A 13,947-nucleotide genomic window follows, 5' to 3' on the forward strand; every position below is an offset into this window, starting at 1 on the left:
CAAGACCTACTATTATTTAAACTGTTTAATTTTTTAAGTCAATTACTGTAATTCTCCCGCGGTTTGTTGAGTCATAAGCATATAGTGTTTCTCCATCAGTACATAACTTCCATACACGATTAAGTCCATTAGTAAGAATTGTAGTATCATATGTTTTCAAATTAATACTTATTATGTGGTTATTATCATTATAATACGTTGCAACATATAGAAAATTTCCAAAACCAGTAATGTTATCTATAAAAAAACAATCACTATTCATTCCTGAAATAAGAATATAATGTAAATTATTTGCTTTTAAATCTATAATAAATATTCAGGTGGAATTGAGTCTCCACCTGAAGCCTCGATGTTTAGCTTTAGCTAAACGAGTTCACTAAATATAGTGCATTAAAAAAGACTTATGCATTGTATTTGTAGTAATAAAATGTAAAGCTTAAAATCTTTTATTCCCAATACTTTTCGCAGCCATAGTGGTTATAAAGTAACTCTTCATATTCTCTGCTTATAGGCAAAGATACGTCAAAATCAGGACACTTTTGAATACTTTCTTTCGGTATATTTACTGAAAACTTTTTTTGGTTCCAGCTTATAAAGTTAATCCATTCTGGAGCAATAAGAACTTTTTTACCGTCTAGATTTTTTTTGGTATCTAGTACCATGTATCGGATTAACCAGCTTTCATCATCCACTATAAAGTCTTCAACATATCCTAAATTGCCATCAATGGTTGAAACTTCATATCCTGTAACCTCCACCGTGCTCCTAAGACCTTCATCTTTTAATTCATTATCCTGAGAGATATTTCTATTTGTTTCTTTAAAAATAAGGGGCTGTTGACTAGGGGGTGCATAAGCAGTTCCTAGTGGAACACCTAGTCCATTCCAATAATTAGGCCAAGAATAATATTTTGCAATTTTATCCTCATTTTCCCTTGAGACAGGTTTTTGTGAATCTATTGGAGGACTATTTTCAACCTGTTCTATTGTCAATGAAACATGAAATTGTTCACCACTCCAGTTAGGTTTTTCAAATGATGAAGGTGATATAAGTATCTGACGCCCAAAAAGCCAGAAGCCTGTCTTATCAACAAGATATCTAACAACCCATTTTCGATCATCAAAATAGAAGTCATTAACTTTTCCTATTTCACCATCCTTAGCGGATATTTTGTATCCTATCATTTCTTTTAAACTTCTTAATAACATTCTATCACTCCTTAGTTTTGTTATTTGTTAAAAATATAATCAATATTTTAAAGCTATCAAGCTTATATTAAATTTAAAAATCGACCTTGCTTTTTTCTTACCTCACATAGAAATATATAAACATTTAATTTGAAAATTATTAATCAATGTAAATTAGACAATGTAAATGTATTAAGAAAGGGTTTTTGAATTAAAAAGCATAATTTAATCTATTGACAAAGAAATACTTCGGTGGTAGAATTAAATTATAGTTCTCTACACGAATTAATTTGGAGGAAAGAGATGGAAGAAAATAAAAATTTAGATTTGAATAGCTTTATATTTTACTTTATGGATGAATTTAAGTTTATGTTTTTTCCTGAAAAGTGGAGTGAAGGTTTTTTTGATTATTCAAAAAATGAGATGCTGGTTTTGCTTTTTCTTTATAGATATAAAAAAGCAAATATGACTCAAATTTGTGAATATATAAATGCACCTTTGAATACTGGGACTGGCGTTATAAACAGGCTTGAAAATAAAGAAATGGTGGAGAGAATAAGAAGCAGTGAGGATAGAAGAATAGTTCAAATAACTCTTACACAAAAGGCATGGACTCACATTAAAGAGGAAATGAAACTTTGGGAATTCTATTTAAACAAGGTGTACTTATCCCTTACCGAAAATGAAATAGCAACAGCTTTTAATATATTTTTAAAAGTAAAGGCTGTGCTTAGTGAAGCTAAAAAAACAGAGGGCTCTGGAGACAAAGAGGAGAAAAAGGTTAAAAAAATTACTATTGAATAGTAATGGCTAAGAAATGATATTCAATTTTCATAGTCCAAAATTCGTTAAGTAATCGGGATTTTGTTCTTGAGAATAGGGCGTTATTTCTAAGGCATTCCATAACTCAGAAATCTGAGTTATTATTAGAACAAATACTTCGTTTTAAGAACTATTCACTAAAAGAATGAAAGGAAGGAAGGTTATTATGGGAAGAATAATTGTTTTTACAGGTAAAGGAGGAGTTGGAAAGACAAGCGCGGCAGCAGCACATGCACTTAAATCTTCAAAAGAGGGTATGAATACGCTTATAGTTTCAACAGATATGGCTCATAACTTAAGTGATATTTTTGTAAAAGATATTCACAAAGAACCTACAGAAATAAGTCCTAAGCTCTGGGCATTAGAAATTGACGCTAATTATGAAATGGAAAACAGTTATGGAACTATACAAAAGTCAATTTCTAATATGATTAAATTTGATAACGAAAAAGATGCTGAAACTTTTGAAGACATAGTAGTATTTCCTGGCATGGAAGAACTTTTTAGTTTGCTAAAAATAAAAGAACTCTACGATAAAAATATCTATGACATTATAATTGTTGACTGTGCGCCTACAGGTGAAACCCTTTCATTACTCAAATTTCCGGAACTTTTGTCTTGGTATATGGAAAACTTTTTTCCAGTTGGAAGAATAGCCATGAAGGTTTTTAGACCTGTGGGAAAGGCATTTTTTAAGATTGAACTTCCAGATAAGGATACACTCAATGATATTGAAAAACTGTATTTGAAGCTTTTACAGCTTCAACAACTATTTAAAGACAATGAAATATGCAGCATACGACTTGTAACCATACCTGAAAAAATGATAGTGGAAGAGACAAAGAGAAACTATATGTATCTTAATTTATATGGTTTTAACGTTGATGGAGTTTATATAAATAGAGTTATACCTGAAAGTGTTGACAATCATTTTTTCAAAGAGTGGAAGGCAATACAAAAGAAATATATGAAAGAGATTCAAGCTATTTTTGGGAATATGCCAATTTACAACATCAAATGGTATGAGGTTGATGTTGTGGGGTTAGATGGACTTGAGAGAATTATAAATGACTCTTTACAGGATAAAAACATTTTTAAAGTTCTTAAACAAAAATCTGACGAAAGATTTGAAAAGGAAGGTAAGGGCTATAAACTTGAGGTATACATACCTTTTACTGATAAGTCTAAACTAGATATGTACCAGTCGGACACGGATATAATAATAAGGCTTGGAAACTTTAAAAGAAGCATACCAGTGCCTGATGTAATGAAAAAGTATTTTATAAGCAAGGCAAAGTTTGTTGATGATCATTTATGTATTTATTTTGAAGAGAAGGTGAGTTAAATGAATAAAGAATTTATGAAAAAAATGATTAAGGCAGAACTTTTAAAATACCAGGCAATAAAAGAAATACTACCAGATTCTATGAAAAGCAAAGTGGAAAACCTAGAAAAAGAAGCTTTGTGTTTCATGAAAGATTTTGCTTTAGAAATGATTTCAGAGTATTCTGTAAAAGAAGAACAATCAGAGAAAAAGCAAACAAAAAAAGTAGATGTAGATTTTAAATAGCAAGGAGGGTTATTGATGAGGATTATATTATATACTGGAAAAGGTGGAGTTGGCAAAACAAGTATTGCAGCGGCAACGGCTTGTAAAATAGCCAGCGAAGGAAAAAAAGTTTTGATAATGAGTACGGATCATGCCCACAGTTTAAGCGATTCTTTTGGTACAAAGCTTGGCAATAGTTCCACTTTTGTAAAGGAAAATTTATATGCACTAGAGATTGATGCTGTATCAGAAAATGAAATGATATGGGGGAATCTAAAGGCTTATATTGAAAAAATATTTTTATTAAAAACTGAGAAATCTATTGAAAGTGAAGAACTTTTAGTTTTTCCGGGATTTGAAGATTTACTTTGCCTTTTAAAGATAAAGGATATCTATGAAAATGGTGAATACGATGTGCTTATTGTGGATTGTGCACCAACAGGAGAAACTATGTCTCTTCTAAAGTTTCCTGAAATGTTTAAGTACTGGATGGAAAAGTTCTTTCCAATGAAGAAAAAGGCGGCAAAATTTTTTGGACCAGTAATTCAAACAACCATGAAGATACCAATGCCGGATAAAAGCACTTTTGATGAGATAGAGATGTTATATGAAAAGCTTGGTCAGCTTCATAATCTACTTATGGAAAAAGATAAAGTCAGCATTAGAATAGTAACTACACCAGAAAAAATTGTTGTGAAAGAAGCAAAGAGGAGTTTTTCCTATTTACATCTTTTTGATTTTAATGTGGATGCAGTAATTATAAATAGAGTTTTTTCACAGGAAGGAGCAAAAGGTTATTTTGAAAAGTGGCTTGAACTTCAAAGAGAGAGTATTGAAGATATAAAAAATAGCTTTAATCCTGTACCTGTATTTGAAGCTGGTCTTATGCAAAGTGAAATAAAAGAATATAAAATGCTTCTTAAATTTGGAGAAGGAATATTTAAAGATATTTTACCACAGGATATATTGTTTGAGGATAAGATTTTTAAAGTTGAGAAATGTAAAGAGGATGAAGGTTATAACTTAGTAATTAAAATGCCTTTTGTAGACAAAAAACATTTAAGTTTATTTCAAAAGGGCGATGAATTGAGCATTGCTATAAAAAATGAGAAAAGAAGTTTTATCCTTCCTAAAAAGCTTTATTCAAAAGAAGTAGTAAAAGCAAACTATGAAGATAATCGCTTGGTTATTAAATTTGTTTAAAATCAGGGTCAGACTTGAGTAAGTAAATTATTCAAGCCTGACCCCATTTGCTTTTATCTATCTAGTCCTTCGCCATTTTCCAGTTTATTAAATTCAGGAACAGAGTTAAGCATTGAAACCATTTTCCCATCTTCTGTATTTTTGGCATTTTCAAGATTGTCTAGGTATGCTTTTAAAACGGAAATTGTGACTATTGGATCTAAAAACAAACTAGAAATTGCACCTGTAAGTATTAAGCCCAACATTACTGCTGGAATTACAGAGAGATTACCTAGCCCACCAAATACTAAGGCAAATAAGAAATAAAAAACTATAAATGAAACAAATCTTATTGTTACTATACCTAAGGCCATAAGTGAAGCGTTTTTCAGTATAGACTTCCATGATTTAACATATAAAACTAAGCCATCTTTAGCTTTAATCCATGGTTTTTCATCATCTTTTCTCAAAAATATGTAACCTAGAATAGCTTCATCTATGTATCCAATAACTACAGTCAGCATAGTAGTAATAATTTGCAATATAATTTTACCACCAGGAAGCATAGAAAATATACCACCTAATTTTAAAATTAAACCATTAATTTTTTTTAATATTTTTTCAACAAGCAAGTCTATACCAGCAGCTATAGAGGTAGTGCCAAAATGCTTTGTTACAGTATTTTTAGCATGCTGAAAGGAACCTTTTTCAGGTAAAGAGCCAGTGGTTAAATAAGTTGCTACAACCGAAACAAAACCTGCTTTAACAATATATAAAAAATATCTTTTTGCAAAACGCCATACATTTACAAGGACAAATATCATAATAAGAAAGCCAATTATAATCGCAAGTCCCCCCATAACGTTTCGTAAAAGGAAAAAAATACCTATTAATACTCCTAGCGTGACTGCCATCAGGGCGTAGGCACCAACGTATACTCCAGCTTTTAATAAAACGAAAGAAAAAGTTTTTTTATAAATTTCAATAGCAGTTTTCATAAAATTCCTCCTCTAATCATAGTAGATTATAATTTTAAAGATGAACAATAAAGTATTACAAAGAAATTTCAACAGTTTGAAAAACATGTAACTAGAGTTAAGCTTGAATTGGATTTTGTATTATACTTAAATTTATGAATGGTACAGATAAAAAGTAGCATGTGTTGAAATGAAGACAAGGTTTAAGTAATAATAAATAGACACAACACGTTACTAGGTCGCCTTTAGAATTACTTACAAAGATTTACCTCCTTTAGTATTATTGAAAATTAAATATGATTTAAAAGTGTTAAGAAATTTTAAACACGTAAGACTAAAAATATCACCATCTTCATTTTATCAAATTTTTAGTTGTTTTGCAATAAATTTTTTTCTGATTTACTTTGCCTTTTAAAGATAAAGGATATCTATGAAAATGGTGAATATGATGTGATTGTTGTGAATTGTGCAGTAAGAGGAGAAACGGGATAATTTGAGTAAGTAAATATTCAAGCCTGACCCTTTAAAAGGTAAGCTGGGTCGAAAACTGAGTCTATTTTTGTAGCGTATGAAGTTTTATCTTTGATATCCTGATCAGTTACATAGTGTATATCTAAAAGTCCTTCTGACTTGTAACCGGTTTTTAAATAATTGATTTCTGATAAAGCCATACTCCAACCGTTTAGCCAATTGTCAAGGGCTTCTTTTTGTTTGTAGGTGCCATTAAAATGTATTAAAAGGTCTATATCGCTGTTTAATCTTGCAGTACAGTTATTTGTACTTCCAAATAGATAAATTCCTTTAACCCCATAAGCGTTAATATCCAGTTTTTCGGCAATTTGCTCTGCCATGAAATGTCTCCACTTCCATCCTTGTTCATCAACTTCATATGATTCATTTTTTATTGAATCAATACTAGTTTTTTGATTTGCTTTAGAGTTTGATGGATTTTCAAGATATGCAACAGCTTTTTCCTGATCAGCATTCATCAAAATATTTAGTTCTTTGTCAAATTGAATGTCTGCAATGTTAATTACTTTTATGACATCACTTAAATAAGAATATTGTGGCAATATATCATTGAGTGAGTTTTTAGAGCTACGGAAAAAAGCGTTGTTGAATATTACATCAGTATCTTCAGGATACAGGGGTAAATATTTTATATTTTCCTCTACAAGATCTTGAAAAAAGTGCGTGCCAAAGGAAAGTTCAGGTTGATATTTTGATTTTTTTACTGCTATTTCTATAAGCATAGAAGTATTATTGATATCTGAGTATGCTACAGGCACTCCAAGTTTAATATCTCCGCGGCTTCCCCAGCGTCCAGGCCCCATAAGTATAAAACTTCGACGAGGCAGTATACTGTTTAATTCGCTTACTGCTCTGCCGACAGACACAAGGTCTTCATGTTTTTCAAGCTTTGAGTATTCTATTGGATTAACATATACTACAGTATTTATACCTGTTACCATGCCGTTTGATATGTATTTGTTGGCTGTAAACAGAGTGTCCTGTGTTGGAATGTCAGGGGAGATGGCAGCAGGTGAACTGTCTTGACTTTTGCTTTGTGGACGACATTGAAGAAGATAAAAGTTTTCTCCGTCGCTTGCAAATTCAATATCAACAGGATATCCCAGTTTATCTTTAAGTAATGACAGCATGGAATTTATAAGTTTTACAAAGGGAGACTTATTTATTATGTTATCAAATGTAATTACAATATTTTCTGACTTAAAATCAGTTGTAAATTTATTTGCTTCAGTTATAAAGTCATTTTTCATTACAGAAGCTATGCTATCAATAAAGGGAAGCTTATCACCATACTGTTTAATAATTTCAGAAATAGACATGGTGAGAAATCTGTTGTTTTTTATGTCAATTACGTCCATATATTGAGGTGAATATTTTTGCAATTCAATAGGGGACTGATTTACTCTTAAGTTTGGCTGCCCAGGCGAAATAATTACCGGGAAATCTTCACCAACACGGTCAACTGCACGTGTACCAAGTCCCATTACAATTCGTAAAAGACCATCAGACCGCTTTAGTCTTGGAGACCAGCGCAGTTCATTATTACTAAAGGCAACACCTGCATAGAGTGGGAAAAAATATGGACCTACCTGACGTCCAACTACTTCCTGAATCATTATGCCCATTTGTTCACTACAGTCAATAAGGTTGCGTTTTCTTCTGTATAGAATAGAATCAGGGTTAAAGATGGAAGCATAAACTTCAAGAATCCCTTCAGTAAGCTGTTTTAATCTTTCCTGCCTAGTACCGGTATTGGTTATAAAAAGGCTTTTATATTTACCTGAAAATGCTGTATCTATCTGATCTTCAAGCAGGCTAGATGATCTAATAATAAGTGGTTTGCCTTCACAAGTATCAAGAATCTGATTTAATTCATTAAAAACATATGGTGAAAGCTTTAGATTTTTAAGAGTTTGAATAATTCGTGGATAACTTGTTCGTATGTCAACAATATCACGGTATTTATGTTCATTTAATTCATCTAGGCCATTGTTCTCTATAAGATAACCTAATTCATCAGAAGATATATACCAAGTTTTTGGAATCTTAATATTTTCAAATTCAGGGATGTCATTTTTAAACGTTTCAATAATCTGATTAGCTAGAAAAAAACCAGTAGCCTTACCACCGATTTTTCCAATGCTTTTTGGAGAACATATAAAGGCGTCAAGGAGTTTTTGAAAAGCTCCTATACTTATATATTTATGCATTAATGTAATTTGTTTAGCGTTGTCTGTTAAAAAGCGACGTGACAATTCAGCGGTTAGCCATTTTTTAGTAGCTTTACTTGACATTTCAGTGTCTTTAACAGCTTTTAGATATCTTGAAAGCGCTTTTGATATTTCCTTAACATCAGAATCTTTTTTGTCAACAACTTTAATAAACTCATAAGTCTTACCTTGAAAAACCCAGAGACTAATATTTTTATAAATCTGAGAATCGTCAAAGCTTTTTAGGGCAGCTGAAAAAAGAGTTTGACTCAGTTTAATAATGTCTATAGCAGGAAGCGTTTCTAAAGGAAAATTAATTTCATTTTTATTCTCATATTTTGCCCATCCCATTTCTTCAAATATATTATGAACCAGCTTAGGATTAGAGTTTTTAAGAAGAGCAAGCATTTTTTCGCATACATATAAAAGTATTTCGTGATCGGTTTTTTGTAGTAAATCCAATATCGCCTTCCAGCTGTTGCGATATAAATTCATGTTTTGTGAGTGTATCTTATCTATTGTTTCAGATATTCTTTTAGAGATGGTATTGATTAGTCGTACTTCCTGATCTAAAAATACAATCTCACCATCTGAAAATGTATTTTTAGGGTATCGAACCTTTATAAAACCACGTGTTTTGTCATTAATAATGATTGGTTTACTGAGTTCATCTGCATTTTCAATTATTGGATCTTTGTGATAAACATTGCCGTCAAATTCAATAATAGCACTACAGGCTTTAGTATTTCTAAATCCAGATGGTATTATAGAAGTTATTTTTTCTAAACTTTCGGGATATGGAGTATCTGACAGTGCTTCATCAATAAGGTATAGACATTCTAATTCTTTAGCACGTTCAACTAGAATATCATTACCTATATTATTATATGAGTTCAAATAATATTCCTCCCAACAAAAATGTTTTGAAAAATTTTATATTACCTAATAAAACATTTATTGATACGTATTTTTAAAATAAAAGACTGTTACAAAATGAGTATATTGTAAGACTTAGAGTTTGTAATATACTCATTTCATACATATACACTCATTTTGTACTTGCAGTTTTAAATTATATCCATCCACGAAGTTTTACAGCTTCAGCAACGCGGTTAATAGCAATTACATATGCTGCATCACGCATATATAAGCTTTTTTCCTGTGAAAGTTTATGTACTGCGTGGAAAGCGGATGTCATCTTTTGATCAAGTTTTTCTAAAACTTCTTCTTTTGGCCAGAAATAATTCATATTACACTGTACCTGTTCAAAATAACTACATGTAACACCACCAGCATTACATAAAAAGTCAGGAACAAGATAAATATTTTTCTCTTTAATTAATGCATCGGCATCAGGTGTAGTAGGACCATTAGCACCTTCACAGATAATTTTTACCTGATCACTAATTTTAGCAACTGTTTCTGGTATTATCTGATTTTCCAGTGCACATGGAATCAAAACATCAACATCTTGAGATATCCATTCTCCACCGTCTAAAACTTCGCATCCCAATTCCTTTGCTTTTTCTTTATCGATAGTACCAAAAGAGTCTTTAATCTGTGCCATTTTTTCAATATCCATTCCATCAAGCTTTTGAAAGGTATAAGCTTTTTTGTCTGTGTTGTCCCATGATGATATTGCAACAACTTTTCCTCCCATGCTAGAATATAAGCGTGCAGCATATTCAGCAACATTACCAAAACCTTGGATGCTGGCACTGGTTTTTGATATATCAATATTAAGAGCTTTTAATGCTTCTCTTAATGTAAAGATCGCTCCATAACCTGTTGCTTCTGTACGTCCTAATGAACCTCCCATTCCTACGGGTTTTCCGGTAATTGTTCCTGGAAAATGTTCTCCTTTTAACGCCTCATACTCATCCATCATCCAGAGCATGTGCTGACCGTTAGTCATAACATCAGGAGCAGGTACATCTTCATTTGGACCAAAGTTTTTAGCAAGCTGTCTTACATAGCCGCGGCAAAGTCTTTCCTGTTCATTTTTAGATAAGTTATGAGGGTCACAAATGACACCACCTTTTCCTCCACCAAGTGGTATATCAACAACAGCACACTTCCAAGTCATCCATAACGATAATGCACGAACTGTATCAATTGTTTCTTGAGGATGGAAACGTATTCCTCCCTTTGCAGGTCCTTTTGCATCATTATGTTGTACTCTGTAGCCGTTAAATACTTTACATGAACCGTCATCCATTTTTATAGGAATTGTAAAATGAAACTCTCTGCTTGGTTGACGTAATAATTCACGGGTAGGTTGATCAAGTCCAATCAAATCTGCCACATTATCAAACTGTGTTTGTGCATTTACATATGGATTATATGATCCTTCTCCCATTTTTATCCCCTCGCTTTTATTTAAATTTTGCTTTTTCATTAATTGTCAAATTAATAAAAAAGCATATTTTAATTATACTTTTTTCAAATGTATTGTCAATGTTTGCGAGGGAAATATTATATATACATCTGTATTTGCAATGAACTAATTAGTTTTGTATAATTAGTTGGTAAGTATCTTAAGTTTTAAATGTTATTTTGATTGAAGTTATTAGGTGGGGTTATTGTAAGATAGAATATATTGAGAGTGTGAAGGGTATGGAATGATTGTATGTTATTTCCATAAAGGGGATTGGATTGATGAAACATGTATTTATTGTAAATCCTAATGCAGGAAAAGAAAAGTATAAGGATTTTATCGTATGTGCTAAACGGTTAAAGAATGATTATGATATAAATTTGGAAATAACCACAAAACCTGAAGAAATAGGTGTTGTAATTGATAAATACAAAAATTTAGATGATTTTAGATTGTATTCTGTTGGAGGAGATGGAACTATAAATGGAATAATAAATTGTATTTTATCAAAAAAAATGAATAAAAAAATTCCCTTAGGTATTGTGCCAACAGGAACAGCAAATGATGTATCACGTTATATTTATAATGAGGAGTCTTGGAATTATAAAAAAAACCTGCCTTTATTACTTAATGGAAAAGAGAAAAAAGTTGATGTTGGTAAGGTAAATGAGAGATTTTTTTTAAACATATCTTCAATTGGCTTTGATGCAAATGCAGCAAAAGAAGCTTATAGATTTAAAAAATTAAGGTTTTTTCCTTCATCACTATCGTATTATGCAGGAGTTATTGTTGCACTTCTTAAAAAAAGACCTTTGCATTTTAAAATATTAATTGATGATAAATCCTATTCTCATAAGTACTTATTTGTTGTTATTGCAAATGGCAGAAAATATGGAGGAGGAGTAACCCCGACGCCGGAGGCACTAATAGATGATGGGATATTTGATATATGCATGGTTAAAGATGTTTCAAGACTCAATGCATTAAGAATATTACCTGTATACATAAAAGGAAATCATACAGGACTAAGTATGATTAACATGGTAAAATGCAAAAAAATATCCATCGAAAGTGCAGTTGATGTAGAATTGAATGTAGACGGAGATATTTATACAATTAGGAAGGCGGACTTTGAAATTATACCAGGAGCATTAAAGATTATTGTGCCACAAAAGTGAATTTATAAAATAAGACTCAATACCATAACTTATAAAAAGTGACGATACTGAGTCTTAGTCATTGCTTAAGTATAAAAGTTGAAATTTTAGATATTTACTGCTTTAGAGGCAATTCATCAATCACTTCTAAAATATATCTTTCTATCAAAGCATAATCTGTAGAATCAATTTTACCATCACCATTTACATCTGCATTTTGCGAAGCTCCAGCAAAGGGAAAACTGTCGATGATGTTTAATATATATCTTTTTAACAGCGTCAGATCGGTAGAATCAACAACGCCGTCTCCATTTATATCACCATATAATGGTTTAGGTAAAGAGGAAGACTCTATATTGTCATAGATTAAAGTAGTTAATGTATCTCCACCTTCTTTTGGGTAATCACCACTTAGTTCCCAAATCATAAAGCCAGCTAGGTTATTTTCCAATACATAGTCACATCGTATTTCAAGAGAATTTTCATCTATATAAGTATACATTGTACCTGTTGAATCATCCCAAATATATGGAGATTTAGCCTTTTGGTCGAAAAATTCTTCATATGATGAATTCGGTGAATTTAAGATATCTTTTATATAGTGAAAAGGTCTTGTAGTAAGACCTTCGGAGGCGGAGCCAAATAGGCCGTTTGTACCACCTGTTATGTCTGTCCAGCCTGCAGCATAATAAGGTATACCTAAGTTTAGCTTTTCTGCGGGGACTCCTAGTTTTAAATATTCATTCACTGTCCAATCAATATTAGCTCTTTCTTTTCTATAGGCTGATGAGGGGTCAGAAGGGTTCATGTAAAGGGGAGACAGATGATTTGATACATCTTCCCATGAACCACTGTAGTCGTATGTCATAAGGTTAATAAAATCTAGGTACTGATGAAATTTATCAGGTTCCATATTGTCTATAGATGAACTTCCAGCAGGTGCTGCTATTGTGAGGAGGTAGTCTTTTCCATCTTCTGTTCCTGCAATATCAAGCTCTTCTCTTAAAGTTTGTAGTAGCAGGGTAAAATTTTCCTTGTCTTCCGGTCTTGTTATATTTGTATCCAAGCCTCCACCTACAGGATATTCCCAGTCAATATCTACTCCGTCAAATTGATACTCGCGTATAAAATCAACACAGCTTTTAGCAAATAATTCTCTAGATTCATCTGTTAAGGCTACGTCAGAAAAATATGTAGACATTGTCCAGCCACCAACGGATATTAAAGTTTTTACATCAGGATAAAGTTGCTTATATTTTATTAGCTGTCCAAAATGTCCTTTTATAGGTGTTTCCCAGGTATCATCATCAAAAGGTCTTTCAATTGCAGCCCATGTGTCGTGTATGGCTATCTCTCCATCTTCAATTTTTGCAAAGGCATAATTTATGTGAGTTACCTTGTTCCAAGGAATGTTGGAGACTTCATAATAATTATCTTCAAGATATATACCCCACTCTGTGAAATAGCCTACAATGTTTTTAGATTGAGCATTAGCCTGAGTTGAAAAAACAGTTAAACATATAAAAAATCCAAATAATAGAGACAATACAATGCTTTTTTTTATAATATTCTCCACGCTATATCTCCTCCCTTAAAATAATGGAAAAATGATGATGTAAAGGATAGATTAGTATTTCATTTAAATAATAAATAGTGGATATTATGCTGTTATTTAGTATTAATTATAGCACATCCAATGTTTTGAAACAAACAGTGTATTTACTTAAATTCTTAAAATTTGTGCATTAAGCAGCGTCAAAATTCCTTATCTTACTAAAGGTGTGCATATAACTTTATATTTACATGCCCGAAACTGCGGAACTTTATTTTCCAAAATATTATTCTTTACACTTAATATATACACTCTCTAGAAGGTGAGGTCTTAGAATAAGATAAACTTTAGATATATAGAATTTAGTTGCAGTATGATATAATTTTTAAGTATAAAAAAGATT

Annotated in this window: 11 protein-coding genes; 5 read left to right on the top strand and 6 right to left on the bottom strand. The window is 31.7% G+C overall.

The window, feature by feature from the left end:
• Positions 1 to 25: 25 nt before the first annotated feature.
• Entirely contained in the window at positions 26 to 262 is a 237-nt protein-coding gene (locus tag RBH29_RS13410) for a hypothetical protein (protein ID WP_306697431.1), read from the bottom strand.
• Positions 263 to 446: 184 nt separating this feature from the next.
• Positions 447 to 1,208, bottom strand: coding sequence for a PRC-barrel domain-containing protein (locus tag RBH29_RS13415; RefSeq protein ID WP_306697432.1), 762 nt, complete (start codon positions 1,206 to 1,208; stop codon positions 447 to 449).
• A 282-nt stretch (positions 1,209 to 1,490) separates the two neighbouring features.
• Between RBH29_RS13415 and RBH29_RS13420 the strand changes: the two genes are divergently transcribed.
• From RBH29_RS13420 to RBH29_RS13435, 4 genes are all read left to right on the top strand, one after another.
• Positions 1,491 to 1,991, top strand: a complete 501-nt coding sequence (locus RBH29_RS13420; protein ID WP_306697433.1) for a MarR family winged helix-turn-helix transcriptional regulator — start codon at positions 1,491 to 1,493, stop codon at positions 1,989 to 1,991.
• Positions 1,992 to 2,175: 184 nt separating this feature from the next.
• A complete protein-coding gene (locus RBH29_RS13425) occupies positions 2,176 to 3,354 on the top strand; it encodes an ArsA family ATPase (RefSeq protein WP_306697434.1) in 1,179 nt (392 codons plus the stop codon).
• Positions 3,355 to 3,579, top strand: a complete 225-nt coding sequence (locus RBH29_RS13430) for a hypothetical protein (protein ID WP_306697435.1) — start codon at positions 3,355 to 3,357, stop codon at positions 3,577 to 3,579.
• Between the two features lie 15 nt (positions 3,580 to 3,594).
• Complete coding sequence (locus RBH29_RS13435) at positions 3,595 to 4,761, top strand: ArsA family ATPase (RefSeq protein ID WP_306697436.1); 1,167 nt, start codon at positions 3,595 to 3,597, stop codon at positions 4,759 to 4,761.
• A 53-nt stretch (positions 4,762 to 4,814) separates the two neighbouring features.
• On the opposite strand, the gene RBH29_RS13440 is transcribed toward RBH29_RS13435, so the two are convergent.
• The 3 genes from RBH29_RS13440 to RBH29_RS13450 all read right to left on the bottom strand — a co-directional run bounded on the left by RBH29_RS13440 (position 4,815) and on the right by RBH29_RS13450 (position 10,856).
• Positions 4,815 to 5,738 (bottom strand): hypothetical protein, encoded by a 924-nt coding sequence (locus RBH29_RS13440; protein WP_306697437.1) that lies wholly within the window; start codon positions 5,736 to 5,738, stop codon positions 4,815 to 4,817.
• Between the two features lie 488 nt (positions 5,739 to 6,226).
• A complete protein-coding gene (locus RBH29_RS13445) occupies positions 6,227 to 9,355 on the bottom strand; it encodes a PEP/pyruvate-binding domain-containing protein (protein ID WP_306697438.1) in 3,129 nt (1,042 codons plus the stop codon).
• A 175-nt stretch (positions 9,356 to 9,530) separates the two neighbouring features.
• Complete coding sequence (locus RBH29_RS13450; RefSeq protein WP_306697439.1) at positions 9,531 to 10,856, bottom strand: Glu/Leu/Phe/Val family dehydrogenase; 1,326 nt, start codon at positions 10,854 to 10,856, stop codon at positions 9,531 to 9,533.
• A gap of 260 nt (positions 10,857 to 11,116) precedes the next feature.
• Here RBH29_RS13450 and RBH29_RS13455 point away from each other — a divergent pair, with 260 nt between their 5' ends.
• Positions 11,117 to 12,013 (top strand): diacylglycerol/lipid kinase family protein, encoded by an 897-nt coding sequence (locus tag RBH29_RS13455; RefSeq protein WP_306697440.1) that lies wholly within the window; start codon positions 11,117 to 11,119, stop codon positions 12,011 to 12,013.
• 94 nt (positions 12,014 to 12,107) lie between these two features.
• Here RBH29_RS13455 and RBH29_RS13460 read toward each other — a convergent pair whose 3' ends face one another.
• On the bottom strand, positions 12,108 to 13,568 hold the full coding sequence (locus RBH29_RS13460; protein ID WP_306697441.1) for a glycosyl hydrolase family 18 protein: 1,461 nt from the start codon (positions 13,566 to 13,568) through the stop codon (positions 12,108 to 12,110).
• Between the last annotated feature and the right edge of the window lie 379 nt (positions 13,569 to 13,947).

The sequence above is a fragment of the Herbivorax alkaliphila genome, assembly GCF_030848475.1.
Classification (GTDB): Bacteria; Bacillota; Clostridia; order Acetivibrionales; family Acetivibrionaceae; genus Herbivorax.